The organism is Erythrobacter sp. K21-9, assembly GCF_055808355.1.
Window position 1 is genome coordinate 1162203 of sequence record NZ_CM147866.1, and the last position, 25172, is coordinate 1187374.

21 protein-coding genes and 1 pseudogene are annotated in these 25172 nt (G+C 61.9%); 9 read left to right on the forward strand and 13 right to left on the reverse strand.

Annotated features, from left to right (window positions below; translation table 11 throughout):
• Positions 1-17 precede the first annotated feature (17 nt).
• The 4 genes from AC0L39_RS05920 to AC0L39_RS05935 all read right to left on the reverse strand — a co-directional run bounded on the left by AC0L39_RS05920 (position 18) and on the right by AC0L39_RS05935 (position 5880).
• Positions 18-1097, reverse strand: coding sequence for an AraC family transcriptional regulator (locus AC0L39_RS05920; RefSeq protein WP_473261531.1), 1080 nt, complete (start codon positions 1095-1097; stop codon positions 18-20).
• Positions 1094-3796 (reverse strand): ATP-dependent DNA helicase, encoded by a 2703-nt coding sequence (locus AC0L39_RS05925; RefSeq protein WP_473261533.1) that lies wholly within the window; start codon positions 3794-3796, stop codon positions 1094-1096. The genes AC0L39_RS05920 and AC0L39_RS05925 overlap by 4 nt, the downstream gene beginning before the upstream one ends.
• Positions 3797-4049: 253 nt before the next feature.
• Positions 4050-5141: a transporter gene (locus AC0L39_RS05930; protein WP_473261535.1), complete on the reverse strand. Its 1092-nt coding sequence runs from the start codon at positions 5139-5141 to the stop codon at positions 4050-4052.
• Positions 5142-5607: 466 nt separating this feature from the next.
• Complete coding sequence (locus AC0L39_RS05935; RefSeq protein WP_473261537.1) at positions 5608-5880, reverse strand: metal-sensitive transcriptional regulator; 273 nt, start codon at positions 5878-5880, stop codon at positions 5608-5610.
• Positions 5881-5960: 80 nt separating this feature from the next.
• Here AC0L39_RS05935 and AC0L39_RS05940 point away from each other — a divergent pair.
• The 3 genes and pseudogenes from AC0L39_RS05940 (at position 5961) to AC0L39_RS05950 (ending at position 10644) form a co-directional block, all read left to right on the forward strand.
• Positions 5961-7642, forward strand: a pseudogene (locus AC0L39_RS05940) (copper resistance system multicopper oxidase).
• The gene (locus AC0L39_RS05945) at positions 7642-8751 is read left to right on the forward strand and encodes a copper resistance protein B (protein WP_473261539.1); all 1110 of its coding nucleotides are present in this window, start codon (positions 7642-7644) and stop codon (positions 8749-8751) included. The pseudogene AC0L39_RS05940 and the gene AC0L39_RS05945 overlap by 1 nt, the downstream one beginning before the upstream one ends.
• Before the next feature lie 237 nt (positions 8752-8988).
• Complete coding sequence (locus tag AC0L39_RS05950) at positions 8989-10644, forward strand: lysine--tRNA ligase (protein WP_473261541.1); 1656 nt, start codon at positions 8989-8991, stop codon at positions 10642-10644.
• A 51-nt stretch (positions 10645-10695) separates the two neighbouring features.
• On the opposite strand, the gene AC0L39_RS05955 is transcribed toward AC0L39_RS05950, so the two are convergent.
• The 3 genes from AC0L39_RS05955 to AC0L39_RS05965 form a co-directional block, all read right to left on the reverse strand.
• Positions 10696-11193, reverse strand: coding sequence for a prolyl hydroxylase family protein (locus tag AC0L39_RS05955; RefSeq protein WP_473261543.1), 498 nt, complete (start codon positions 11191-11193; stop codon positions 10696-10698).
• Positions 11144-11365 carry a hypothetical protein gene (locus tag AC0L39_RS05960; RefSeq protein ID WP_473261545.1) on the reverse strand — a complete coding sequence of 74 codons (222 nt, stop codon included), beginning with the start codon at positions 11363-11365 and terminating at the stop codon, positions 11144-11146. The genes AC0L39_RS05955 and AC0L39_RS05960 overlap by 50 nt, the downstream gene beginning before the upstream one ends.
• A 124-nt stretch (positions 11366-11489) precedes the next feature.
• Complete coding sequence (locus AC0L39_RS05965; protein ID WP_473261547.1) at positions 11490-11720, reverse strand: RcnB family protein; 231 nt, start codon at positions 11718-11720, stop codon at positions 11490-11492.
• Between the two features lie 126 nt (positions 11721-11846).
• Here AC0L39_RS05965 and AC0L39_RS05970 point away from each other — a divergent pair, with 126 nt between their 5' ends.
• The 3 genes from AC0L39_RS05970 (at position 11847) to AC0L39_RS05980 (ending at position 14333) form a co-directional block, all read left to right on the forward strand.
• Complete coding sequence (locus tag AC0L39_RS05970; RefSeq protein ID WP_473261548.1) at positions 11847-12557, forward strand: hypothetical protein; 711 nt, start codon at positions 11847-11849, stop codon at positions 12555-12557.
• 199 nt (positions 12558-12756) lie between these two features.
• Positions 12757-13341 carry a pyridoxamine 5'-phosphate oxidase family protein gene (locus AC0L39_RS05975; protein WP_473261550.1) on the forward strand — a complete coding sequence of 195 codons (585 nt, stop codon included), beginning with the start codon at positions 12757-12759 and terminating at the stop codon, positions 13339-13341.
• Between the two features lie 152 nt (positions 13342-13493).
• Positions 13494-14333, forward strand: coding sequence for a substrate-binding domain-containing protein (locus tag AC0L39_RS05980; RefSeq protein ID WP_473261552.1), 840 nt, complete (start codon positions 13494-13496; stop codon positions 14331-14333).
• A 167-nt stretch (positions 14334-14500) separates the two neighbouring features.
• On the opposite strand, the gene AC0L39_RS05985 is transcribed toward AC0L39_RS05980, so the two are convergent.
• Positions 14501-14977, reverse strand: coding sequence for a DMP19 family protein (locus AC0L39_RS05985; RefSeq protein WP_473261554.1), 477 nt, complete (start codon positions 14975-14977; stop codon positions 14501-14503).
• 66 nt (positions 14978-15043) lie between these two features.
• Positions 15044-16723 carry an energy-dependent translational throttle protein EttA gene (ettA, locus tag AC0L39_RS05990; protein ID WP_473261556.1) on the reverse strand — a complete coding sequence of 560 codons (1680 nt, stop codon included), beginning with the start codon at positions 16721-16723 and terminating at the stop codon, positions 15044-15046.
• A 187-nt stretch (positions 16724-16910) separates the two neighbouring features.
• On the opposite strand from ettA, the gene AC0L39_RS05995 reads away from it, so the two are divergent.
• The 3 genes from AC0L39_RS05995 (at position 16911) to AC0L39_RS06005 (ending at position 20184) form a co-directional block, all read left to right on the forward strand.
• Entirely contained in the window at positions 16911-18122 is a 1212-nt protein-coding gene (locus tag AC0L39_RS05995) for a GGDEF domain-containing protein (RefSeq protein WP_473261558.1), read from the forward strand.
• 70 nt (positions 18123-18192) lie between these two features.
• Positions 18193-19611, forward strand: a complete 1419-nt coding sequence (locus AC0L39_RS06000) for a M28 family peptidase (RefSeq protein ID WP_473261560.1) — start codon at positions 18193-18195, stop codon at positions 19609-19611.
• Between the two features lie 123 nt (positions 19612-19734).
• Entirely contained in the window at positions 19735-20184 is a 450-nt protein-coding gene (locus AC0L39_RS06005; RefSeq protein ID WP_473261562.1) for a DUF421 domain-containing protein, read from the forward strand.
• Here AC0L39_RS06005 and AC0L39_RS06010 read toward each other — a convergent pair whose 3' ends face one another.
• The 4 genes from AC0L39_RS06010 to AC0L39_RS06025 all read right to left on the reverse strand — a co-directional run bounded on the left by AC0L39_RS06010 (position 20185) and on the right by AC0L39_RS06025 (position 25164).
• Positions 20185-21354, reverse strand: coding sequence for a DUF1501 domain-containing protein (locus tag AC0L39_RS06010; RefSeq protein WP_473261564.1), 1170 nt, complete (start codon positions 21352-21354; stop codon positions 20185-20187).
• A gap of 7 nt (positions 21355-21361) precedes the next feature.
• Entirely contained in the window at positions 21362-22819 is a 1458-nt protein-coding gene (locus AC0L39_RS06015) for a DUF1800 domain-containing protein (RefSeq protein WP_473261566.1), read from the reverse strand.
• Between the two features lie 145 nt (positions 22820-22964).
• The gene (locus AC0L39_RS06020) at positions 22965-24467 is read right to left on the reverse strand and encodes a tryptophan halogenase family protein (RefSeq protein ID WP_473261568.1); all 1503 of its coding nucleotides are present in this window, start codon (positions 24465-24467) and stop codon (positions 22965-22967) included.
• Between the two features lie 4 nt (positions 24468-24471).
• A complete protein-coding gene (locus AC0L39_RS06025; protein WP_473261569.1) occupies positions 24472-25164 on the reverse strand; it encodes a DUF6445 family protein in 693 nt (230 codons plus the stop codon).
• Positions 25165-25172: the final 8 nt, after the last annotated feature.

Sequence of the window (25172 nt, forward strand, 5' to 3'; positions counted from 1 at the left end):
AAATCGACCGGCGATTTTCAGTTTTGACCGATCGCCCCGGCGCTATCACCGGCCTCGCCATTGAAGGACAAGCGCCTGAATTCGCTGGGTGTCGTCCCGGTTTCGGACCGAAATGCCCGGTTGAAGGTCGGGAGCGAATTGTATCCCAGGTCCATCGCAATGGTGAGCACGGGCAAGTCCACATCCTCACGCCGCGACAGTTTTTCGCGCGCTTCGGCGATGCGGTAGCGATTGAGGAAGGCGGAAAAATTGCGGTGGCCAAGGCGCTGGTTGATGAGCGCGCGCAGCCGGTGCTCGGGTGTGTCGAGCTCGGCCGCCAATCCGGCGATGGTCAGGCCGGGTTCGCGGTAGAAGCCCTCCGCCATCGCGTTGGAGAGCTTTTCGTGCAGCACTGTTTCGGAGGGCGTCAGATCCAGCGGTGCAGGATCGTCCTCCAAATGCGCATCCTCTTCGGTTGCGACCAGCAGATCCGGGTCGGTTCGCATCAATGCCAATCCTGCAAACAGGGTTATGAGCAGGATGAAAAATGCGTTGATGAACTGGACCATGGGGAGCTGCCGCTCGATCCCCGCGAAAAGCTCAAACAGCTCGAATATGAGTATTCCGCCCGCTTGCGCCGCTACCATCACAGGCAACCAGAGACGCACGACCCGGCGCTGCTCGACAAGGTCATCCTCGCGCTCGAGCAAGCCGACGCGCAGCAGGTCAGCAATGAGGCCAAGCGCAACAAAATGCAGGATCAGAAATCCAGCCGGATCGGTGAGCGGTACGAAATTGCCGAACACCCATCCGGTCACGAGGACCGCCACGACAATCGCGGTTATGCGCTGTGACGGATCGCGTTCGAACAAACGTCTTGAAAACAGCCATATCCAGAACGGCGTGAGGATCGCCACGAGATCGACAATCGGATCGAGCGGGCCGTCCGCCATCATCGCGGGACTTGAATTGATCAGGTAGGCGGTCGCGCCCACCACCATCCCGAGGACGGGTAGTTTTATTGTGCCGCGCACCTCGCCAGCGGCAATCTGCGCAAGCAGCATCAACCCTGCGCCGATGCCGATTAGCCGTACCAGATAGTCGATCTGTTCGATCATGTGGGACTATCTGGCAATTTCCCGGCCACCTTTCCAGCCGCTTCGCCGGTTCCGCTCACCTCTTCGCCGATCAGCCCGCCGCGAATACGCTCGAGCGCCTCGTCCAGCGTCACGCGGCGCACGGCGGTGCCTTCGGGAAATGCGGTGAGGAGCCTGCTGGGGAATGCGGCGGAGAGCACTACGAAATGGCCGTGGTCATCCTTGTTGCGGATCAGCCGCCCAAAGGCCTGTGCCAGCCGGGCGCGGATGATGCGGTCGTCATATTGGCTCCCGCTGCCTTGCTCTTGGGCGGACGCGGCACGGCGCGCCTTGTGAAGGATATCGGGGCGCGGCCACGGGACCGCTTCCAGCGCGACGCAGCGCAGCGAGCGTCCCGGCACGTCCACCCCGTCGCGCAAGGCATCGGTGCCGAGCAGGCTGGCGCGCGGATCGTCGCGGAAGATATCGACCAGCGCGCCGGTGTCGATCGGATCGACATGCTGCGCGAAAATCGGCAGGCCTTCGCGCGCGAGCCGGTCGGCGATCCGCCCATGCACCGCGCGCATCCGGCGGATCGCGGTGAACAGGCCCAGCACGCCGCCTTCGCTTGCCTCGATGATCCGCGCATAGGCTCCGGCCAGGCCGGGCAGGTCGCCCTTCTTCACATCGGTCACGATCAGCACCTCGGCGCGGCTGGCATAGTCGAACGGGCTTTGCGCAGCGGATAGCAGCGGCTGGCTCTCGACATGCGCTGCGCCGGAGCGGTGAATGGCCGATTCCCATTGTTCGCCCTGAGGGTCGCCGTCTTGCGAGCCGATCCGGTCCGTCAGGGTCGCGCTGGTCAGCATCACGCCGTGCGCAGGTTCGAGCACGACCTTGGCGAACGGCTTCATCGGATCGAGCCAGCGGCGATGGATTGCGACGTCGAATTCGCGCGCGTCGCTGCGGTCGACCGCGAGCCAATCGACGAATTCCGGATCGGCCGGGCCGCCAAGCCGGGCGAGCAGCGATTCCCACGCAGCGATCAGGTCGACCCGCCATTGCAGCGAAAAGCGCGCGCCTTCGATCCGGGCGCGGCCCTGTGCGTCGAGCCAGTCGGGCGGATCGGCCATGATTGCCTCCAGCCTTCCGCCCAGTTTGATGAGGGGAGAACGGATTGCGGCGAGCGCTTCGGCAGCGGCTCCAGCGGCCTCGATCACCTCGCCGGGAAGGCCGCTAGCCTCGGTTTCGATGCCGTAGCCCGCCTCCTGGCCCCCGCTTTCGTCGCGGGCATAGGTCGCCGCGCGAATAGCAAACAGCAGCGTCTCAATCGGACCGGACGGTTCGCCCTCGACCAGCCGTTGCAGCCAACCGTCGCCGGGGAGCGCCGCACCCGCCTCGCACGCATCCTCGATCGCCTCGCCGCCTGCATCGTCATAGCTGGCGACATCGGCGAGCCGCGCGGCAAGGCCGCGGCGGCGGCCCCGGTTCTTGCGCTCCGGACCCATGATCCAGCGCCTGAGTTCGATAGCTTCCTGCCCGGACAGCGTCGCGGCAAAGGTTGAATCCGCTGCCTCGAAAACGTGGTGGCCCTCATCGAAGATCAGGCGGGTGGGGCGCCCTGTGTGCTGGGGGGCGTGGTCGCGACCCCTCGCGGCGTTCACCATCACCAGCGCATGATTGGCGATGACGAGATCGGCCTGAGCGCTGTCGCGCACCGCGCGCTCGATGAAGCACTTTCGGTAATGCGGACACCCGGCATAGATGCATTCGCCGCGCTGGTCGGTCAGCGCTGCAATACCGCGTTTGCGAAACAGCGTGCCGAGCCAGCCGGGCAGGTCGCCGCCGATCATGTCTCCATCGCGGGTGAAGGCCGCCCAGCGCGCGACAAGCTGCGCAAGGATTGCGGGGCGTCCGGCAAAGCCCCCCTGCAATGCGTCTTCCAGATTGAGCAGGCAGAGATAATTCTCCCGCCCCTTGCGCACCACCACCGGAGGCGTGCCATCGGGGCGCTTTACGGGCCATGCGCGGCGGCTTTCGCTGCGCAGTTGCCGCTGAAGGTTCTTGGTGAAGGTCGACACCCAGACGGTCCCGCCCGAGGCGCTCGCCCACAGCGATGAGGGCGCGAGATAGCCCAGCGTCTTGCCGATCCCCGTGCCCGCCTGCGCCAGCGCGAGATGCGGCAGGTCGCGCTTGTCCCTCGGGGCGAAAATGCGCGCGGCGTCGCTGGCATAATCGCGCTGGCCTTCGCGTTTCTCGGACCCCTCTCCGGTCAGGTGATCGAGCTGCTGGAGCACATCCTCCACCGGCAGATCGACCTGCCGGGGCGAACCACGCTCTGCTGCCTCCTCCCATTCGGGAAGAGTTGAAAAGAGCCATTTTTCGGCCTTTTCGGGCCTCACGATGTGCGGTTTGAGGACCTGCGCCCACGGCCAGCGCAGCCGTTCAAGCGATTGCAGCGCGCTCCATGCTCCCTGCCGCTCGAACCATTCGGGGTCTTCGCATGCCGCGACCAATGCGCCCGCTGCGTTCTGGAGGAAAGCGGGCACGTCCTCATCGCCTGCCGGCTCGTCGATTTCGAGCGCCTGCGCCAGCCCTCGCGGCGTCGGCACGCAGAACCGCGCCGGGTGCACGAAGGCGAACAGTTCCAGCAGGTCGAGGCCGGACAGGTCGGGATAGCCCAGCCGGTTCGCCACCAGCGGAGCGTTGATGATCAGGACCGGCGTGTCGGATGCCGCCATGATCGCATCCCCCTTTGACACGGCGCCGGTTTCTCCGGTGGGAGAGCGCAGCCAATTGCCGCCGTGGCTCGCATGAAGCGCGGGCAAGGGGAGCGGCTGGGGAGTGGGCGGAGCAGGGGGATTCACGCCCACAGGAATGGGCAAACCGGCTCCAAAAGTAAACGTCCCAGCTTCACGGAAAGAAAGGCGGCGCAGCGCATGACCACACCGCCTCTCTCTTTCGCCCCTAAAGCGATTGCCCCAGGGCTAACCGTTAGAAGCTTTTCTGCACGCCGATGATAAAGGAATAGTCGGTCGGCATTTGCGGGCCATTCAGGTCCTGCACAACCGGCAGACCGCCCTCTATTCCCAGCCTCCATCCCCGCAGCGCGCCGCCTGTTGCCGCGAGGTTTACTCCGGCAAAAGCGGTGACTGTTTCTCCGCCTTGGAAGTCTGGGTTGGCTGTCTGCACCGGCCCAGCGATTGCCGGATCGGTACCGTCGACTTGCCCTATCGTTTCAGCCTGAACGCGGCCAGAAAGGGCAATCGCGGGCGAAAGCGCCGCCTGGGCCCAGACTGTCGCCATCGCCCGGTTGCCGAACGAATAGCCTTCACCGTTATCGCCCAGCCGGATCGTCCCCTTTATCTGCGCACCCCAGCCGAACGCTTCGCTTCGGTCGATATAGGTGACGCCGGGTTCAAGGTCCCACGTGCCCGATCCGATCTGCATCGGGTAAGGCGTGCGCACGGTCGGCGTACCGCCCATCGGTGTGAGGATATCGTCCTCTTCGGTGATGGTGCCGGTGGGGATCGAGATGCCTGCATTGAGGTGGATCGTATCCGTCAGGCCGATCAGCGCGGAAACCTTGGTATCTCCCAAGTCGGCCGTGCGCGTGCGGAAGTCGCCTAGCCGGTCTGTTCCCATGCCGCCCTCAAAGGTGACGTGGTCCATTTCCTTGGTGATGTAATTGCCCATCACCATCAGCGTGACCTGATCGGAAAGTCCGTACATCAGCCCCGCCATGTGCATGTCCATCCGCATCGAGACTGGTACGATCCGCAAGGTCGGCGGCTGGCCCGGCGCTCCGAAGAAGCGGTTCGGAACATTGGTTACGACCTGCTCGGGCGTCACATTGTCGGTCCCGATCTGAATGCCCGCCATGTCCATGTGCATGAACCTGTAGCTGACCATCCATTCGCCTTTACCGTGGCGGTGGTCTCCCATGACGCCAATCGGTGCGTGGTCGAGGGCATTTACGCCGCCGGGGGTGCCGTTCTCGTGGCCTTCATCGGCGAAGGAAGGGGCTGCACCGAAAACGGCGCAAGCAATGGCGAGCGCGCTGCCCGCCTTGAAAAGCGATATCATTTGAAAGTCTCCTGAGTGTCTGAAATCGGGGTTCAGACGAGGAGCGGGGGTCCCGTCGCTTCGTAGGCCGGAAAGGGCGGCCGGGTTGCAAGCGTGCGGATCGGCGCTGGCTCGTGAACGAAGCGCGCAAAAGCTGCGTTCTTGAGTGTCGGAGACTCCGGCGCAAGAGTGGGGCCGCAGGCTGAGCAGCACGGGTTTGCCGAGGGATCCTCGCCGTGTGATGAATGCGGATCGGCCTGACCGGCCTCGGAATGAGAATGCTCGAAAGCCTGCGCGCCAGCTTCGATAGGTGCTGCCTGCGCCTGATCCATGCAGCAAGGAGCCCCAAGCGCGCTGCGAAGGCAGACCGCGAGTAGCAGCAGGGCCAGATAGATGGGGCGCCTTGTGCTGAACATGCACGCTCGCTTTAGCAAGCAGGACAAAACCGGCAAGTGCCTGTTTGCGCTCGCTCGATGCGCGCGCTGTGCTAACGCTTGGCCTTCTCGAAAAGCTCGACCAGTTCTTCAAATTTCTCGCGCTGTTCGGCTTCATCGCCGCTCGCGATGGCCTCGGCGACGCAGCAGGCGGCGTGGTCCTTCAGCACCTGGCTTTCAACCTTGGCCAACGCGGATTTGATCGCGGAGATCTGGTGCAGGATGTCCATGCAATAGCGATCGTCCTCAATCATTTGAGCGACACCGCGAACCTGCCCGGCAATCCGGTTGAGCCGATTGGATTTTGCGGTCTTTGCATCCGGCATTGAAATAAGTCCTGTTGAAATACCCTCGGGGGGTATATATGTGCGGAAACCGAAAACAGCAACCAGACGTATATCACTGTATGCCCACTTCACTGAATAGACGCAATTTCATCACAAGCACTGCCGGTCTCGCCGCCGCGACATCGCTCGCCGTGCCGGGCTGGGCAAAGGGCCGCTCGCTGACGCACGCCAGCAACGGGTTTGGAGAGTTGTCGGGTCAGGATATCGAGCTGTCGATCGACAATCACCACTTTACCACCGGCGGCAGGTCCGGCCACGCGATTGCCGTCAATGGCAGCGTGCCGGGGCCGCTGATCCGTCTGAGGGAAGGGCAGGACGTGCGCCTGCACGTCACCAACAACCTCGATGAGGATTCCTCGATCCACTGGCATGGGCTGCTGTTGCCGTTCCAGTTCGACGGTGTGCCGGGCGTCAGCTTTCCGGGGATCAAGCCGGGACAGCGTTTCACCTACGAATTCCCGATCCGTCAGAATGGCACCTATTGGTGGCACTCGCATTCCGGGCTTCAGGAACAGGCGGGGCATTACGGCCCGCTGATCGTGGAGAGCGCCGATCCCGATCCGCGCTATGACCGCGATTACGTCGTGCTGCTGAGTGAATTCACGCCGATGCACCCGCATGAAATCATGCGCAAGCTGAAGGTTGGCGAGCACTATTTTCAGCGCCAGATGAACACCGCGACCGAGGGTGAGCTTACGGGTGAGCAGCGGCGCATGTGGGGCGAGATGCGGATGAACCCGCGCGATATCTCCGATGTCACCGGCACGACCTATACTTATCTCATCAACGGCCACGGTTCCGCTGACGATCTGCAACTGGATTTCAAACCTGGTGAGCGCGTGCGGCTGCGCGTCATCAATGGCAGCGCGATGACGTTCTTCAACGTGCGCATTCCGGGCGTGCCGATGACGGTCATTCAGGCCGACGGCAAGGACGTGCAGGAAGTCGAAGTCGACGAATTTCAGATCGGCACGGCGGAAACCTACGATGTGATCGTCGCGCCGCCAGAGGGCAGCCATGCGCTTACAGCCGAGGCGATGGACCGCAGCGGAATGGGCGTCGCCAGCCTCACCAGCCACAAGGGTCATAAAGCCACCCCGCCGCCGCTGCGCGAAATCCCGACGCTCAGCATGACCGACATGGGCATGATATGAGCGCGATGGAGGACATGGACCACTCCATGCGCGACAAGTCCAAAGCGCCTGCAGACATGAAGGTCGGCGCAGGCGTGGACATGATCGCGCCTGCTCCGATGGACCGGATGGATTTCCCCGGCCTCGGCCTCGACAAGGTCGATCACCGCGCGCTGCGCTACACCGATCTCAAAGCGAAGACCATGAATCCGCACCGTGAGATTGAGCGCGAGATGGAGATTCACCTGACCGGCAATATGGAACGGTATATGTGGAGCTTCGACGGGAAGAAGTTCACCGCAGTCACCGACGATCCGATCCGCTTCGGCTTCGATGAGCGGGTGCGGGTCAAGCTGGTCAACGATACGATGATGGCGCACCCGATCCACCTGCACGGCCATTTCTTCGAATTGGTCAACGGCGCGGACCACATGCACCAGCCCTTGAAGCACACCGTAGTGGTGCAGCCCGGCAGCACGGCGACATTCGATGTAACGGCGAATGAACCGGGCGACTGGGCGTTTCACTGCCACCTGCTCTACCACATGCATTCCGGCATGATGCAGGTCGTGACCGTCAGGCCGTTCCCCGTTCCGGGAGAGGCCTGATGCGCGCCCTGTTGCTGGCCAGCGCGGCGCTTCTCGCCGCCCCGCTTCATGCGCAGGATCACTCTGCGCATGGAAAACCCGCCGCTCAAGCCGAGCCTGAAATGGACCACTGCGCAATGGGCCACCTGCCGCCAGAGCAGTGCCCGCCGGGAGATGCAGACGCGATGGACCGTCCGCAGCATCAGGAAATGGACCAGCTTGAGCAAAAGGAAATGGATCATTCCCAGCACGAGGGTATGGACCAGCCTGAGCCTGCCGAAATGGATCACTCGCAGCACGGGGCTGCGGCTGCGGAGCAGGACGATACGGATCACAGCGCCCACGGGGATGCACCCGATAAATCCGCACCCGGTGCTGCGCCCGAAAGCGCTGTGCCAGCTCGCGCGCTTGAAGGCCCGCGTCACGCTGCCGATGCCGTCTGGGGCGCAGACGCGATGGCCGAGGCCCGCGATCATCTCGCCGAAGAAACTGGCGGTATGAAAACCGGCATGGTCCTGATCGAGCGGTTTGAGGCACGCCTTCCCACAGAGGGCGGCGACACCGGCTTCGTATGGGATGCGCAGGGCTGGTATGGCGGCGACCTCAACCGCTTCGTGCTGAAGACCGAGGGCGAGGGGGAATTCGAGGAAGGCGTCGAAGAGGCCGAGATACAGGCGCTTTTCAGCTGCGCGATCGGTCCTTTCTGGGATCTGCAGGCGGGCGTCCGCTTCGATCCGGAACCCGACTCACGCGGCCATCTTGTGCTGGGCGCGCAGGGCCTTGCGCCCTACATGTTCCACGTCGATGCAGCTGCTTTCTTGTCCGACAAGGGCGATCTGACTGCGCGGATTGAGGCTGAGTACGACCAGAAAATCACCCAGCGCCTGATCCTGCAACCGCGTATCGAAATCGAAGCGAGTGCGCAGGGCATTCCCGAGCGCGGCCTCGCCGCCGGTATTACCAAGGTGGAGCCGGGCCTGCGCCTGCGCTACGAATTCGTGCCCGAGTTCGCGCCGTATATCGGCGTGGAATACGAAGCCAAGACCTTCGGCACAGCCGACCTCGCTCGCGATCAGGGCGACGACCCGGACGGGGTCAAGCTGCTGGTAGGACTGCGCGCCTGGTTCTGAGCGTCCGCGCTGTCCTACACGCAGGGCGCGCGCTACACCGGCAGACATGCTGCGATTTGCGATTCACCCCGGCGGAAAACGGAAAGTCACACTCAGAGGCCGTCCGTTTGCCTCTAACCTCTTGATTCAGAATATATTTGTTCGCGAGCCCGTTTTCCCGAAGCATGGGTTTGTGTGTAACACGCCTGCGCTGTTCGCGCTTGCAACAACGCGCCCGATCCGCAAATGAACATCGCCATGACCAACACCGCACTCATCGACGCCGCCCGCTCGTCCAAGGCCTGGCCTTTCCAGGAGGCGCAGCGCCTGCTCAAGCGCTATCCCGACGGGACAAAGCCCGATGGCTCGCCGGTCATCTTCGAAACAGGCTACGGCCCATCAGGTCTGCCGCATATCGGCACGTTTCAGGAAGTGCTGCGCACCACGCTGGTGCGCCGCGCGTTCGAGGCTTTGATCGGTGCGAAGCCCGAGGACGGCAAGACGCGGCTCGTGGCCTTTAGCGATGACATGGACGGTCTGCGCAAGGTGCCCGACAACGTGCCCAATCCGGACATGCTGACCGAGCATCTGCACAAGCCTCTTTCGCGGATCCCCGATCCGTTCGAGGCCGGACACGAGAGCTTTGCCGCGCACAACAACGCGAAACTGCGCGAATTCCTCGACCGCTTCGGCTTCGATTACGAATTCGTCGCAAGCAACGACATGTACAATTCCGGGCGCTTCGACGACGCGCTGCGGCAGGTCCTGCGCAAAAACCAGGACATTCTCGACATCATGCTGCCGACGCTGCGCGAAGAGCGGCGGCAAAGCTATTCGCCGGTCCTGCCGATCTCTCCGGTCAGCGGACGGGTTTTGCAGGTGCCGGTCGAAGTGGTCGATGCCGAGGCGGGCACGATCCGCTTCACCGATGAAGACGGTAGCGTGGTCGAACAGAGCGCGCTGGGCGGTATGTCCAAGCTGCAATGGAAGGTCGATTGGGCGATGCGCTGGGTCGCGCTCGGCGTTGATTACGAGATGTACGGCAAGGATCTGACCGACAGCGGAGTGCAATCGGGCAAGATTGCGCGCGCGCTTGGCGGGCGCAAGCCCGATGGTCTGATCTACGAGATGTTCCTCGATGAGAATGGCGAAAAGATTTCGAAGTCGAAGGGCAATGGCCTCTCGATCGAGGAATGGCTTGAATATGGCAGCGAGGAGAGCCTCGGCTTTTACATATTCCCCAATCCCAAGAGCGCCAAGCAGCTGCACGCAGGCGTGATCCCGCGAGCGGTGGACGATTACTGGAGCTTCCGCGAGCGCCTGGCCGAGCAACCGCTCGACAAGCAGCTGGGCAACCCGGTCTGGCACCTGTCGCGCGCCAATGGCGGGTTCGCCAATGACGAAGTAGGGGACGCAGAGGCTCCGGGTGCTGGCGACAGCCTGCCGGTGCCATTCAGCCTGCTGCTGAACCTCGTCGGCGCGCTTGGCGCGGAGGCGAGCAAGGATGCGGTGTGGTCCTATCTCGACAATTACATCGAGAACGCCGATCCCGCCGCGCATCCCGAGCTGGACCAGCTGGTGGGCAAGGCGATCAACTATAACCGCGTCTTTATCGCGCCGACTCTCACGAAGCGGGCGCCGGTGGATGGCGAGGTTGCAGCGCTCAAGGCTCTCGATGCGGAGCTGGCGGGGGTCGATCGCGGGATTTCGGCAGAGGATCTGCAAACGATCGTCTACGAGATCGGCAAGCGTGAGGCGTTCGGTTTCGAGAGCCTGCGCGACTGGTTTCGGGCGCTCTACGAGACACTGCTCGGCAGCGAGCAGGGTCCGCGCATGGGCAGCTTCATCACGCTCTACGGGATCGAGCCGAGCCGCAAGCTGATCGCGGAGGCGTTGGCGCGAGAGTCGTTTTAGGGGCGTAGGGTTCGGGCGGCATGGCCCTTGCTCATCGAGAAATGCGCTTTCCTACTTCCATTCGCGGGTGCGATACCACTTGGTAATGACGTACTTGCTGCCCTTGATGACCGGCGCGCCGGCATGCATCGTCCCCTCATTCGGGGAGCCATCGGGCAGGGCATTGTTCCACACGAGCAGGACGCCAGGCTTAGGCTCGATATTGATGCCGATTTCGGTGAAATGCGCGCCGCCGCCTTCCTCGACTTCGTTGAGGTAGGCCATCGCAGTCCAGCTACGCTGACCGCCGCGCTTGCGCTCGTGCTCCCAGTATTTCTCGGAGGTGTAGAACCAGTCATTGTGCGGCTTGAATTGTTGCCCCGGCAGATAGCGCTGCCCCTGTATCGCCTCGCCGACGATGGGGTTCAGGCCGAGCAGATCGTCGATCCGGCGCGAGATGCCTTTCACGAAGCTGTCGGAAGGGTCGAGATCGCCAGAGTATGAAGTGCGAAAGCCGCTTTCATAGCCAAGTTCGTGCAGCGAGGAAGGGCGGGCGATCAGGTCGATCATGACGCACAGCCGCTCGCATTCGTACCGCGCTCAGGAAATCACCGATGGCGAACATGTCGGCCTTGTCGGTCTCGATCTGATAGGCGCCCGGATCGGCTTCGAGACGTTCGCGCACGCTCTTGCCCAGGCGCTTCAGCGCGGCTTGATCGGGAATCACTTGGGTCTTGGTCATGCCTTTGATTAGCAATTGACCCACGCCGCGCAAGCAAGCCGCGAGCGCCACTCGAAAACCCCCGCCGGATCGCTCCGACGGGGGCATGTGCCTCATCTTCAAGACGATGAGAACTGAGAGTGACTTACCAGAAGAAGTCGTAGATCACGTCGACCACTTCACCGGTGTAGATATCGACGAGCATCACGTCGTCGTAATACCGGACCCAGCGATACGGACCGTAGACCTGCGGCAGGCGGTAAGCCCAAGGGTCGTGGATGTAATACCTCGAGCTGAAGAACAGGCTGTCGAGGAAGAACCCGATCCGGATGCGGCTGTAACGGTGACCGCGATAGGGCGAGTAATACCGGCCCAAGCGGAAGACGTTACGGTTCGCGCGGCGATAATTGTTCCAGTTGTACCGGCGGTGACTGCGCCATCCACGATCCCACCGGCGGAAATTGCCATAGCGGTGGTTACGGTATCCTCGGTCGCCGCGATAATGGCGGCGCTGATCGCGGCGATAGTCGCGGCGACGTTCTGCGCGGCGCTCGGCTCTCCTGCCATCGCGGTAGCCATCGCGGCGGATGCGGCGATCCTCGAAACGGTCCCGGCGGCGTTCCTGGCGGACACCATTGCGGTATCCGCGATCGCGCGCCCGGTCTACCCGGCGTTCTACCCGGCGATCGAACCCGCGGCCATCGCGGCGATCTGCACGCCGCTCGGCCCTGCGGTCTGCGCGGCGGTCCACGCGTCGGTCTGCACGGCGATCAACACGCCGGTCCACGCGACGCTCGGCTCTGCGGTCCGCACGGCGATCAACACGGCGCTCGGCCCGGCGATCCACACTGCGGTCTACCCTGCGATCGGCGCGCTGCTCGGCCCGGCGTTGCTGGCGATTGACAGCCTGTCGCTGGCCAGCGCGATCATTGCGGCGAGTTTCCTGCCGCCTTTGCCGATTTTCGCGGGCCTGCTGACGCTGACCACGGTTCTGGCGAGCCTCGCGGCGCTCACCGCGATTGTCGCGGCGCGCTTGCCCGCGATTGGCCCGGCGTTCACCGCGGCGCTCTGCGCGGCGGTCGCGGCGGCCTTCAGGCTGCTCCGCTTCAGCTGCGCCTTCTGCTTCGACGGCGCTGGTGGCGGCGAAAGCTTCTTCGGGTGGTGCAACAAGCGCCAGCGCGAATGCGAGGGCGGAAAGTGCACTACCCTTTAGTAACAAGGATATGTTCAAGGGTGCCTCCTGTGTCGCCGTTCCACCACTCACGGCAAGGTTGATACGTTTCGATACAATGGGTTCTAGAGACGAGTCGCTGTCCCGATCCTTAACCGGTCGTTTAGGGTTACGTTAATGTTGAGCGCGATTTTTCTTAACGACTTGACCGGGTGCTGCAAACCGCCAATTGCGCGGGGCGATGCTGGATAATTACGAAGACGTTCACCGCGATTTGGCCGACCGGCTTGTCCGCGCAGCCAAGGATCGCAAGTCGCCGATGCACACCCCGGCGGTCGTCTCTGCCGACGTCGATGCGCGCACCATGGTGCTGCGCGAATTCGATGCGGATGCCTGGACGCTGCGTTTCCACACCGACACCCGTGCTCCCAAGGTTGCCGCGATCGAAGCCGATCCGCGCATGGCTGTTCTGTTCTACGACAAACCGGAGAAGATCCAGATCAGGGTGCGCGGTGCAGGGACGATATTGCGGGAAGGTCCGGTGGTCGACCGCGCCTGGGAGCGCGGCGATAACTTTGCCCGGCGGTGTTACCTGGGCGAGGGGCCGGGGACGGTTTCGGATACGCCGATCTCTGGCCTGCCGTCCGAGTTTGAAGGGGTCGAGCCGGATGACGAGGCGCTCCTTCCTGCGCGTGAGAATTTCGCGGTGCTGCTGGTGGAATTGCACGAGCTCGACTGGTTTTACCTTGCGCACACAGGCCATGTGCGGGCGCAGTTCCAGCGCGGAGCGGGCGAAGAATGGCAAGGGCGCTGGGTCTCGCCGTAAGCAGCGTCATACATGGACGCCATGAATTGTGCCGTTCGAGCATCACACCTCGTTTGAAACATCGCTGATCGCTGACAATCAGCTGGATCAAGGTGACAAGTCGCTGCTGACTATGTTAACGTTCACAAAATCGAAATTATGTCTGGGTCGGCATGGCAAATAGCAGCAGAATACTACTCGCGTTCGATAATGTCGGCGCGGAATATGTTTCCCGTATCAAGGAAGGGGCGATGCGGGCGGTGAATGCTTCGGGCTATTCGCTCGATTGCGAAAACCTCTATGGAACTGCCAAACAGTTCTCCGATATCCTGTCGGCACAGGAATATGCCGGTATCATTCTTACACCCCCGTTGTCCGATGACCGGCACGAACTGCTCCAGGCAGAGGCGTTGGGTGTTCCGGTGGTTCGCATCGCTCCGATGCTCGATCTTGAGCGGGGCAGCACGGTCATCATGGATGAATACAACGCGGCCCGTGCCGTAACCCAGATATTGCTGGATAACGGTCATCGCCGCATCGGGTTCATCAAGGGTCCGCGCGAGCACCTCGTCAGCATCCGCCGTTTCAACGGTTTTGCCAACGCTTTGGGGGGCAGTGCCCAGCGGGTCGACCAGAACCTCATCGTGCAGGGCGATTTCTCGCGAGAATCCGGATTCGAGCAGGCCGAGCATCTGTTCAGCAAGGATGTTACGGCGATCTTCGCCAGCAATGATGAAATGGCGCTGGGCGCGCTTGATGCAGCCAGCAAACGCGGATTGAGCGCGCCCGATGACCTTTCGCTGGTCGGCTTCGACGGCAATTCAGCCGCAACCCGCTGCAACCCGCCATTGACCACGGTTCGCCAACCCCTTGAGGCAATGGGCGACGCCGCAGTGCGAATTCTCTCAGCCCAGCTCGGCGGCGGCGGACCCGGTAAGGTCAATGAAGACGTTCCGTTTTCGATCATGGAAGGCAAATCGGTGGCGGACTATTCGGCCCCATTAACCGGCTGAGCGGTGTCTGTATTCCGAAAGTGAGCGGCTTAGGGCTGCAAGGATATTGAAGAGTCGCGGAGCACGGCTTTGTTTAGTAGCGGCGGACTTGATCCGGCATCTCGCTTACTTATTGCGTCGTTCGCAGATGAAATAAGCGGGAACCGAGATTATGTCCCGGGCGATGGTCAGATTTGCGTTGTTGCTGCATACTTATCAGCAAACGGAACGAATTTCGGAAGTTTACGAAAGAATTGTTCTGTATCTGCCAAAGCGTAGAAACGGTCATCGAAGTCTCCGAAGTCGAAGTCTTCATCTAAAGTATCAAGGCGATCCCTTCGTGCATCTGTGGTTTCGCAGGGATAGGGCGCGCCAAGCACCGCCATCGCTTCCTCAATGAGGTCGGCCACTTCAGGCATCCCTATTGCTCTATACCCCCTGACTGCTTCGGGGGCAGACGTTCCAGTCGAGTTGAAAAAGTACTGATCGAAGCCACCGTTGTAGACCTCGGCGTGAAGCCAATCGACAGCAAACAGGTTTACTGCTTTCTCTGGAATCTTCTCGATCGACTTCAACCATGTCTCGCGGCCATCATAAAAGTTGAAGGTATCCCAGTATGGCTCGAATACCTTAGGGTATTCACGTGGCGCGTTGAAGATACCCATAATCAGCTCCCTCGACTTATGGGAACGATAGAGCAGAATTATGAATAATTCGCGCTGACTGCAAGATTACCTAGTCAGCTTTTTATAAGCCAACCGCGTAGGCCGATCCGCCGCATCACCCAAGCGCCGCCGCTTGTCTTCTTCATACGCCTCGAAGTTGCCCTCGAACCACTCGACGTGTGAGTTGCCCTCGAACGCCAGAATGTGCGTTGCCAACCGGTCCAGAAAGAAGCGGTCGTGCGAGATTACCACGGCGCAGCCGGCGAAGTTCTCGATGGCTTCTTCGAGCGCGCCCAAGGTTTCCACGTCGAGGTCGTTGGTCGGTTCGTCCAGCAGCAGCACGTTGCCGCCCTCTTTCAGCATCTTGGCCATGTGCACGCGGTTGCGTTCACCGCCGGACAGCTTGCCGACATTTTTTTGCTGGTCGGCGCCTTTGAAGTTGAACGCGCCGACATAGGCGCGGGTCGAGGTGTCGTGGCCATTGACTTGCATGTAATCGAGCCCGTCGGAGATTTCCTCCCAGACATTGTTTGTCGGTGTCAGATCATCGCGTGACTGGTCGACATAGCCGAGATGCACGGTGTCGCCGATTTCGATCGTGCCGCTATCGGGGGTTTCCTGCCCGGTGATCATCTTGAACAGAGTGGATTTACCCGCGCCGTTCGGACCGATCACGCCGACAATCCCGCCGGGTGGCAGTTTGAATGAGAGGTCTTCGAACAGCAGCTTGTCGCCATAAGCTTTCGAGATATTGTTCGCCTCGATCACCTTGCTGCCAAGGCGCTCGGGCACCTGGATGACGATCTGCGCCTTGCCGGGCTTGCGCCCGTCCTGCGCGTCCTGGAGCTGTTCGAACTTGCGGATACGCGCTTTCGACTTGGTCTGGCGCGCGGCAGGGGTTTGCTTGATCCATTCAAGCTCGCGCGAAAGCTGTTTCTGGCGGTCGGATTCCTCGCGGCTTTCCTGTTCGAGGCGCTTGGCCTTTTTCTCAAGATAGGTCGAGTAATTGCCCTCATACGGGTAGTACGAACCGCGATCCAGCTCGAGAATCCACTCCACCACATTGTCGAGGAAGTAGCGATCGTGCGTGATCATAAGGACGGCGCCAGCATATTCCTTGAGGTGGTTTTCGAGCCACTCGACGGATTCCGCATCGAGATGGTTGGTTGGCTCGTCCAGCAGCAAGATACCCGGCTTCTGGATGAGCAGGCGGGTGAGGGCGACGCGGCGCTTCTCTCCGCCCGATAGGTTGGTGACCGGCGCATCGGAGGGCGGGCAGCGCAGCGCCTCCATCGCGATCTCGAGCTGGTTGTCGAGCGTCCAGCCATCGACCGCGTCGATCTTTTCCTGAAGCGCGCCCATCTCTTCCATCAGCGCGTCGAAATCGGTGTCGTCGCCCGGATCGCCCATCTCGGCTGAGATCGCGTTGAAACGCTCGACCATCTCGGCGGTCTCGCCGGCCCCTTCGCGCACGTTTTCGAGCACGGTCTTGCTTTCGTCGAGATGCGGTTCCTGCGGCAGGTAGCCAACGGTGATGTTCTCGCCTGGCCACGCCTCGCCGGTGATGTCGGTGTCGATCCCGGCCATGATCTTCATGAGCGTTGACTTGCCCGCGCCGTTCGGCCCGACAATGCCGATTTTCGCGCCCTGGTAGAATTGCAGGTTGATGTTGCTCAGCACCGGCTTTTGAGCGCCGGGGAAGGTCTTGGTCATGTTCTTCATGACATAGGCGTATTGCGCGGCCATCGGGGTCGTCCTTTTAGGTCGGGAATCTGTGAGAAATCGTTGGGTGCGCAGATAGTGCGCAATGGTGCGCGGGGCAAGGTCGCTCGCTTTCTGCCAACCACGGATACGGCTCTGCAAACTGCGGCGCATACTACGGAAAGCTTTAACTTTAATCGGTTAGAGAGTTTTGCAAGGAGCTCTCGAAGTAATGCAAGCACAGATCATGGGGCTGATCACGCCGCTGATGGCGGCGGTATTTGCCATCACTTTTGCAGTGATGTGGCGCGCGGGAGGGATGCGGCGTCATGTGCTGGGCTTTGCCGTGGCATATGCGATGTTCGCCTGCGGTTTTCTGACGACACACCTCGTGTCGCCGGACGCGATCTATCTGTTCCACCTGACGCAGCTGTTCTACAGCGCGGGCGCGGCGGTCTTGCTCGCTTCTGTATGCGAGCGGGTCGGTCAGCGGTTGCATATCAAGAGCATGATTGCCGTCTATGTCATGGCTGCGGCGGCTCTGACCTTGTCGGTTGCGTTGTCGAACGACGCTGCGCCGCGGCTTTTGATTGTGAACATCGGCTACGGTGTGATGTTCGTGATCGGAGTGACAACGCTGCTGAATGCGCGTCGGCGTGATCTGGTCGATCTTGCCCTGATCGCGATGATGGCGTTCCAGGCTGCCGATTTCCTCATCCGCCCAACTCTGACCTTGATGTTCGAGCGATCGATCGACGTCGTGGTTTACCGGGAATCGGTCTATTATTCGATCATCAATCTCGTGCTCGCGGTCAAATCGGTATCCACTGCAATGGTGCTGATCGGGGCGACGCTGTCCGAGTGGGTCAATTCCCTGCGCGAGCGCGGCGACCGGGACGGCCTGACAGGGCTGCGCAATCGCAGCGCTTTCGAACATGCGATCAAGTCCATGTTGCCGAAAGCACAGGCCGAACGCGCGCCTTTGAGCCTTGTTGTTGCCGACATCGATCATTTCAAACAGGTCAACGACATCTGGGGCCATCAGGCGGGCGATGAGGCGATCAAGTCATTCGCGCACCTTATCGCAAGCCGCGTCCGCGGATGCGACCTCTCGGCACGGGTCGGGGGCGAGGAGTTCTGCATTGCCGTTTGGGATTGCGACAATGCAGCCGTTCAGCAGCTGGCAGAACGGATCCGGGTTGCTTTCGGCAAGCTTGAACACAAGGCGCTGGGTGATGACATGCGGCTCACCGCATCCTTTGGCGTAGCCACCGCGGCGAGCGGCGAACCTTATGCGCGGCTCTTCGCACGCGCGGACGCCGCGCTGTACCGGGCGAAAGAATCAGGGCGGAACAGGGTCGAAAACGCCGACCTCAAGATTACTCTCGGCGCTTCGCCAGAGCTTTCAGGTGACGCTTCGTTGAGGCGTGTCGCTGTTCGGTAAAGCCAGCTTGAAAGCGCGCACGGACCGTACCCGCTGGACAGGGGCAGCGCGCGCAGATAGCAGCCGAGCCATGAAAAACACCGCACTCGCGCTCGCCGCCCTTTCGCTATCGACCGCTGCCTATGCCGACGATCACAGCGATCCCCACATCTCAATCGAAGCGATGGCCGAGGCCACTCTTACGCAGGACACCATAGCGTGGGATTTCGTCGAGGGTATCACCACCGAGGTTGGCCCGCGACAAGCCGGAACCGAGGCGGAGAAGCGGGCGCGTGAATGGGCGATGGCGTGGCTTGCCAAGAACGGGTTCCAGAACATTGCCGACGAACCGTTTCAGATGGACACATGGGTCCCCGGCGACATCCACAAGGCGCGCGTGACCGGACCGTTCGCGCAAGACCTCGTCATCCAGCCGCTCGGCAATAGCGCGGCGACACCCGAGGGCGGGATCGAGGCAGAGCTGGTCGAATTCGACACATTCGACGAATTGCTAGCCGTCCCTGATGGCAGCCTGAGCGGAAAAATCGTCTATCTCAGCCATGACATGCGCGTCTCCATGGATGGCTCGCATTACGGATATTTCGGACTGGCGCGCTTTGCCGGACCGACGGTGGCGGCCAACAAAGGTGCAGCCGCGATCGTGATCAAGTCGGTAGGCACCGATTACCACCGCAACCCGCATACGGGGACCACGCGTTGGGGAGATTCGGCTATTCCGATCCCGGCGGGCGCGATCAGCCTGCCCGATGCGGCCAACCTTGAACGTATGTTCGACAGGGCGGGGGACAGGCCGATCACACTCCGGCTGGAACTCAATCCTCGCCGTTTGGGCATGACGACCAGCGGCAATGTCGTGGGAGAGATCGTTGGCAGCAATCCCGATCTTCCCCCGGTGCTGCTTGCCTGTCACATCGACAGCTGGTGGAACGCGCCCGGCGCATTCGATGATGGCGCAGGCTGCGGGATCATCGCCGCCGCTGCCCTGCATGTCTCGCACACTGGGCAACCGCTGCGTACGATCCGCGTTCTTTTCGCAGGTGCCGAGGAAGTCGGCCTGATTGGCTCTACCGCCTACAGCGAGGCGCATGGTGACGAGCCTATTGCAGTTGGCCTGGAAAGCGATTTCGGCGCGGACCGCATCTGGCGGTTCGAAAGCAATTTTCGCGAGAGCAATCCTGATCTCCATGCAAAGCTCGCCAAATCGGTCGCGCGCTTTGGCGTTGCCAATTCTACCATTACCGCTAGCGGCGGGGCGGACCTCAACATCGTTCGCGACCAGAAAGGCGCGATCATCGATCTGCAACAGGACGGCGCGCGCTATTTCGATTTTCACCACACGCCCGACGATACGCTTGACAAGATCGACCCGGTGCAGCTGCGCCAGAATGTCGCGGTGTGGACGCAGGTGGTGGGCATTCTCGCAAATGAAGAGCGCTCGATCCAGACGGGCGGGATGATCCCGACCGCGCCCGAGATCATGGACAAATAAGCGGACCCGTTTGCGCGGTGGTTCGTTCTCCAAAGCAACAGGAGAACGACCATCTTTACTTCGCAGACCGAAATCGACCTCATCATTCGCGGCCTGATCCTGGGAGCGATCGCGCTGATCTGGATGACCGTGCTCATCAGGATCAACGGGCTGCGCTCTCTGTCCAAGATGACGAACTTCGATTTCGTCATGACCATCGCACTGGGCAGCCTGGTCGCGGGCGCCGCGCAGGCGAGCGACTGGTCCGGCTTTGGTCAGGCGATGCTGGCGATGGCGGGCCTGATCCTCGCGCAGGCGCTCTCGGCGCGCTTGCGCAAATCGTCCGACACCTTCGAGCAAATCGCTCATAACGAACCGCTGATGCTGATGCGTGACGGAGAGATTCTGCGCGAAGCCATGGCGCGGTCGCGCGTGGCCGAAAGCGACCTCATCGCCAAATTGCGCGAGGCCAATGTGCTCGATTTCAGCGAAGTGCGCGCGGTGGTGCTGGAGACGACCGGGGACGTATCGGTGCTTCACGGCGAAAAGCTGGACGAGCGGCTGATTGCAAACGTACGCAGCAGCCCCGATTGATCAGGCGCGGACGATCCCGCTGAGCGGCGCTCCCGCCCGGCCCGGAAACAGCGTTGCGAAAGCAGCAGCAGGATCGAGGCCGAAATGCTCGGACGCCGCGCCCGCAAGCACCGCCTCCAGCGCGGTTGTCGGCTTCAGGTCGCGTGACTGGTAAAGCTGGCTGTCTTTCAAGCCCGGCCAATCTGCGACAACTCGGCCGCCGCGCACACCGCCGCCCATGACAAACGCCGCACTCGCCGTTCCATGATCGGTGCCGCCTGTGCCGTTATAACGCGCGGTCCGCCCGAACTCGGTCGCGACCAGCACTATCGTATCGGCCCACGCGCTGCCCATCGACGCGCGATATGCGCCCAGGAGCGTGTCGAGCTGGCTAGCCTGCCTGTGGAATACGCCGCGCTGGTTGGCATGGCTGTCCCAGCCGCCGAGCTCGATCATGGCGATCCGCGCTCCGCCTGCACCGCGCATCAGGGACGCTGCCAACTCGCCAGCAGCCTTCGCATCGCGCAGATTCCTCAAGCCGTCATCCGCCGCCATCGCCTGCGTCCCGAGCGCTTGCGCCCACAAACCGCCCAACTGCTCATCATTGGCATAAAGCATGCCGACACGTGCGAGGAAGTCGTCGCTTGCCTGCGGAAGGGCCGAGGGAGCGTAATTCGAGCTTGGAGCCGCACCGCGCAGCGCCAGCGGCACACTCGGTGCAATCGCAAGCGCACGGGGCGGTTCGCCCTGCTGCTGGCCGATCAGCGCGGCGAGCTTGTTCAGCCAGCCATCCGATTTTGCGAAGGGTTTTTGCGCGCCGGTCTCCAGCAGGTTCTGCCCATCGAAATGCGAGCGCTCGCGGTACACGGTCGAGGTGGCGTGGACGAACAGCGCTTCGCCTTGATCGAATGCGCTGCCGACCTGCTCAAGCGCGGGGTGGAGCGCGAACATGCCGCCTGCTTTGCGCGCGCCGTCATATTCCGGCAGCACGCTTTCACGCAGGGATGCGAAGTGGGGATCGCCTACTGGCGCAAGCATTGCCATGCCGTCGGCCGCGCCGCGGAGCAGGACGAACATCAAGTTCCTGGTCCCCGCCGCCCTGGCGAAGGCCATGCGCGGCGCGGCCAGCGTGCCCGCGCCGAATGCGAGCGATCCTGCAAGGAGAGTGCGGCGGTCGAGATTGTGAAGCATGGCCGAGTTATCTCCGCATCATTTCAGGCGCTACAAGCAGCAGGCCGAGCGCCTGCGATCCGCTTTCCGCGCGGCTGAGCCACAGCTCGGTGTTCTCGCTCAGGGCGCCCGGGAATGCCTTGCGTGCGCGATCGAGCACATTGTCCGATGGCGCCCCGCGCGCAATCCTTTCCGCCAGTTCGACCCGGCGGAAAAGCGCGTCGGGCCCGGCCCAGCTCGCATCCGTATCATCATAGCCAGCCGGCGATGCTGCGCGCCACGGCACCTGTCCCAGCTCTCTCAATGCGCCGGAGATGCGGTTTTCCTGCAAATCGTCCACCCCCGTGAGGCGCAGGACCGTCACCAGCCAGTCGAAGGGCTGGCGGTATTTGACGGGCTGGTCCGTCCAGCATTCGGACGCTTCGACCAGCGTGCGGGTCAGGCTGGCTAGGTCGCCGCCCGTGCGCAGAAAATCGGCCTCGAGCCGCGCGACGAGCGAAGGCGGAGGCGTGTCGCCGGTAAAATGGCGCGCCAGTTTTGTGGCGATGAAGGATGCGGTCTTCGGGTGCAGCGCAAGATCGCCGAGCACGGTGAGTGCCTGCGCGGCTCCGCGCACTGAATAAGTCCGTCCCAGGATGGTGCGCGAGCCCGGCTCATGTGCGAACTCGACGAAGGCCGCCCCGGTATCCTGCGGCTCCGCAAAACGCTCCACGCGCCCAATGCCCTGTATGGTCCATCCCGTCAGGGCGCGGGCGAACTCGGTGACGTCAGCCTGCGAATAGCCGCCGCCGACGCCCATCGTGTGCAATTCGAGGATTTCGCGCGCAAGGTTCTCATTGATACCGCCGCCTCGCGCATCGGCATCACGGCGTCTGCTCCGGCGTTCCTGGAATGGAGAATTGGGACCGACCGAGCGAAACTGGTCGAGATAGAGCAGCATTGCGGGGTGCAGCACGACTGCTTTGAGCATATCGGAAAACTTGCCGAGGACATGCGGGCGGATCGCTCGAAACTCGTGATTTCCGACCTGGTGCTGCGTTCCGGGCTTGCCCGCCGAGACGCTGAAATGGTTGGACCAGAAATGCACGAGGCGCTCGATCAGCGGTGCATCGCTGTTCACGGCGACATTGGTGCGGATGCCGATGTCGCGGCGCAGGATGGCGTTGCCATTGAGGTATGAGCGCCGGATTTCGGGCGGGATGTTGTCTGGCATGGCCCGGCGGCTTTCTTGCGTGCCGGTCGCCGTCATCGAGGGGGCGGGCACATTGTCAGCCATCACGCCCTGCCGCTGGCGGCGAAGCGTGCGTAGCTGCTCCAGGATCTCGCCCGCCTTGTCCGATGTGTCTTCGCGCTCGGCAATGGCGGGCGGCGCGGCGTCATAGCGATCCATCTGCTGCAAGAGGTATCGCGCCGGGTCCCCCGGCACATCCGCTCCGCGCTGGAGGCCATATCCAAACCGGGAAAGGGCAATGTGGGCCTTGCTCATGCTCGCCTGCTGGCTCCTTGCCTTGCTGCTGTTCAGCCGCGCAATCCTGGCGCGCAGTAATGCGCAAGTCACGCCTTACCGCGTCGCAATTTGTCGCAGCGTCTACACCTTTAACAGGCGAGCCGCTCAAACCCTTCGCGCCGCTTCAGGTTGAGGCGCAATGGCTCGCGATGAATTGTTCGTGTGTGGGCAGTGAGTGAACCGAGCGTTCGATGACCTTGCGGACATTGACCAGGAATTCGTCGAGTTGACTGTCCGTCAGGGCATCCGCCATTGGATCGTGGCTGTGCGGCATGATCCCTTGTCCCAGCATCACCTGCACCCAGCTTGCCTCGCGGAACAGGTCATCGGCATCGCGCCCGACGCGCCCGGATGCAGCGAACAATTCCTGCTTTTGCGCGACGCTTTCGGGCACTTCCATGCTGCGGCAATACTTCCAGAACTCCGAATCTTCGCGCTCGGTCTGTTTGTAATGCAAGATCAGGAAGTCGCGGATCTGCTCGAATTCCGCAGCGCAGCGGCGATTGTATTCGCTGCGCTCGGCAGCGCAGTCCGGGCTGCGCGGGAACAGCTGGATCAGCCGGCTGACATGCGACTGGATGAGGTGGATGCTGGTGGATTCGAGTGGTTCGAGAAATCCGCTCGACAATCCTATACTCACGCAATTGTGCGACCAGAATTGCTCGCGCCTACCGGTGGTAAAGCGGATCGGGCGAGGATCGGCGAGTGGCTTTGTATCGAGCCCGGCGAGCAGCACGTCGCCCGCGTCATCGTCGGACATGAAGTCGCTGCAATAGACGTGCCCGTTGCCGGTCCGGTGCTGGAGCGGGATGCGCCATTGCCAGCCTGAGCTTTTTGCGGTCGCCCGTGTGTAAGGCACCAGCGTTTCACGGCGTTCGCTAGGCACGGCCTGCGCGCTGTTACAAGGCAGCCACTTCGACCAGTCCTGATACCCAACGCCAAGCTCCTGACCCATGAGGATTGCGCGAAAGCCCGTGCAGTCGATGAAGAAGTCGCCCGCTACATCGCGGTCATCGCCGAGGCGGATCGAGGTGATGTCGCCGCTCTCGGGATCGCGCGCAACCGATTGCACGATCCCCTCCGTGCGCTTCACACCGCGCTGCTCGGCATATTCGCGCAGGAAAGCGGCATAGAGGCTCGCATCGAAGTGATAGGCGTAGGCGAGGCCCGTCATGGCGGTGTTTCCGACCCGGTCGAGCTTGGCGAACTTCGCATTGTCGGCTGCAAGCTTGTGCAGCGAATAGTGCCACAGATCGCGCTCATGCCCCCCGGCAGAAGCGCGTTTCCAATGTTGGTGGAAAGGGACGCTGGCGAGGTTGAGGCCCGCATCGCCGAATGTGTGGAGGTAGCTCGAGCCAATCCGGCCCCAGTCGACAAATTCGATGCCCAGTTTGAACGTGCCATGCGCGCGCTTCAGGAATTCGTATTCGTCGAGGCCCAGTATGGTGTTCAGCCGGATGATCTGGGGAATGGTCGCCTCGCCGACGCCAACCGTGCCTATCGCGTCGGATTCCACCAGCTCGATCTCGAGCGTCTTTCCCAACAGGCGCGCAAAGGCCGCTGCCGCGATCCAGCCGGCGGTTCCGCCGCCTACGATTACGAGTTTCTGGTGCGGGGCCTTGGTCATCGCATCACATTGGGCGGAAGAAGGCGTTGATCGTCAAGCGTCCCGCGCGCGGATCGGTGGGCAATTCGGCGGAATTGTCGATGATCCCGGAGTGGAGAAGATTGCCGCGATAGAAGATCGCCTCGTTGAATGTGCCGGGTGCTGCATGGGTGCGCTCGAAATGCGGTGCTCCGTCGGTGACATAACGGCGTTGGGGAAGGCCGCTCTTCGACACATCGTCCTGCAAGGCCGCGGCATAGCGTGAATAGTTCTCGTCGCTTAACTGCTCGAGGCCGGTGGATTTGTGGCGGAAGAAAGCGGTCCCGCCGTGATCGGTCGTGTGGAGATAGAGCATCATCGCCAATTGCTGCGAATCGGTCCCGTCGACATGCGGGAAGCACTGAATCGGTATCAGGTCCTGCGGAGGCGTCGTCACGATCGAATGCCATGCCTGCATCGACCACCCTTCTGCTCCGCCGCCGAAGTTTTCGGATAGCATTGGAGAGAGCACTTCGAGCCATGCCGCGCAAATGGCGGGATCGATCGGTGCACGAATTCCGGGATATTGCGGAGTTATCTTTGCAAAATTTTGCAAAACAGCATGATCTATTGCGGCCTGAGGGTCATTCAGAATGTTGCCAACCGTGACAATTTGCTGATTTCCCGAGGAAAATTGCCGATTCGTCAAATTTGCCAGCGAGATTGCCAAGTTTTGCATTGGATTGC

What these genes read in the sequence shown, in the direction of transcription:
- AC0L39_RS05920 (WP_473261531.1), bottom strand. Translation starts at nt 1,097, where the DNA reads ATGATCGAACAGATCGACTATCTGGTACGGCTAATCGGCATCGGCGCA.
- AC0L39_RS05925 (WP_473261533.1), bottom strand. Translation starts at nt 3,796, where the DNA reads ATGGCGGCATCCGACACGCCGGTCCTGATCATCAACGCTCCGCTGGTG.
- AC0L39_RS05930 (WP_473261535.1), bottom strand. Translation starts at nt 5,141, where the DNA reads ATGATATCGCTTTTCAAGGCGGGCAGCGCGCTCGCCATTGCTTGCGCC.
- AC0L39_RS05935 (WP_473261537.1), bottom strand. Translation starts at nt 5,880, where the DNA reads ATGCCGGATGCAAAGACCGCAAAATCCAATCGGCTCAACCGGATTGCC.
- AC0L39_RS05945 (WP_473261539.1), top strand. Translation starts at nt 7,642, where the DNA reads ATGCGCGCCCTGTTGCTGGCCAGCGCGGCGCTTCTCGCCGCCCCGCTT.
- AC0L39_RS05950 (WP_473261541.1), top strand. Translation starts at nt 8,989, where the DNA reads ATGACCAACACCGCACTCATCGACGCCGCCCGCTCGTCCAAGGCCTGG.
- AC0L39_RS05955 (WP_473261543.1), bottom strand. Translation starts at nt 11,193, where the DNA reads ATGATCGACCTGATCGCCCGCCCTTCCTCGCTGCACGAACTTGGCTAT.
- AC0L39_RS05960 (WP_473261545.1), bottom strand. Translation starts at nt 11,365, where the DNA reads ATGACCAAGACCCAAGTGATTCCCGATCAAGCCGCGCTGAAGCGCCTG.
- AC0L39_RS05970 (WP_473261548.1), top strand. Translation starts at nt 11,847, where the DNA reads ATGGCGGCGCTGATCGCGGCGATAGTCGCGGCGACGTTCTGCGCGGCG.
- AC0L39_RS05975 (WP_473261550.1), top strand. Translation starts at nt 12,757, where the DNA reads ATGCTGGATAATTACGAAGACGTTCACCGCGATTTGGCCGACCGGCTT.
- AC0L39_RS05980 (WP_473261552.1), top strand. Translation starts at nt 13,494, where the DNA reads ATGGCAAATAGCAGCAGAATACTACTCGCGTTCGATAATGTCGGCGCG.
- AC0L39_RS05985 (WP_473261554.1), bottom strand. Translation starts at nt 14,977, where the DNA reads ATGGGTATCTTCAACGCGCCACGTGAATACCCTAAGGTATTCGAGCCA.
- ettA (WP_473261556.1), bottom strand. Translation starts at nt 16,723, where the DNA reads ATGGCCGCGCAATACGCCTATGTCATGAAGAACATGACCAAGACCTTC.
- AC0L39_RS05995 (WP_473261558.1), top strand. Translation starts at nt 16,911, where the DNA reads ATGCAAGCACAGATCATGGGGCTGATCACGCCGCTGATGGCGGCGGTA.
- AC0L39_RS06000 (WP_473261560.1), top strand. Translation starts at nt 18,193, where the DNA reads ATGAAAAACACCGCACTCGCGCTCGCCGCCCTTTCGCTATCGACCGCT.
- AC0L39_RS06005 (WP_473261562.1), top strand. Translation starts at nt 19,735, where the DNA reads ATGACCGTGCTCATCAGGATCAACGGGCTGCGCTCTCTGTCCAAGATG.
- AC0L39_RS06010 (WP_473261564.1), bottom strand. Translation starts at nt 21,354, where the DNA reads ATGCTTCACAATCTCGACCGCCGCACTCTCCTTGCAGGATCGCTCGCA.
- AC0L39_RS06015 (WP_473261566.1), bottom strand. Translation starts at nt 22,819, where the DNA reads ATGAGCAAGGCCCACATTGCCCTTTCCCGGTTTGGATATGGCCTCCAG.
- AC0L39_RS06020 (WP_473261568.1), bottom strand. Translation starts at nt 24,467, where the DNA reads ATGACCAAGGCCCCGCACCAGAAACTCGTAATCGTAGGCGGCGGAACC.
- AC0L39_RS06025 (WP_473261569.1), bottom strand. Translation starts at nt 25,164, where the DNA reads ATGCAAAACTTGGCAATCTCGCTGGCAAATTTGACGAATCGGCAATTT.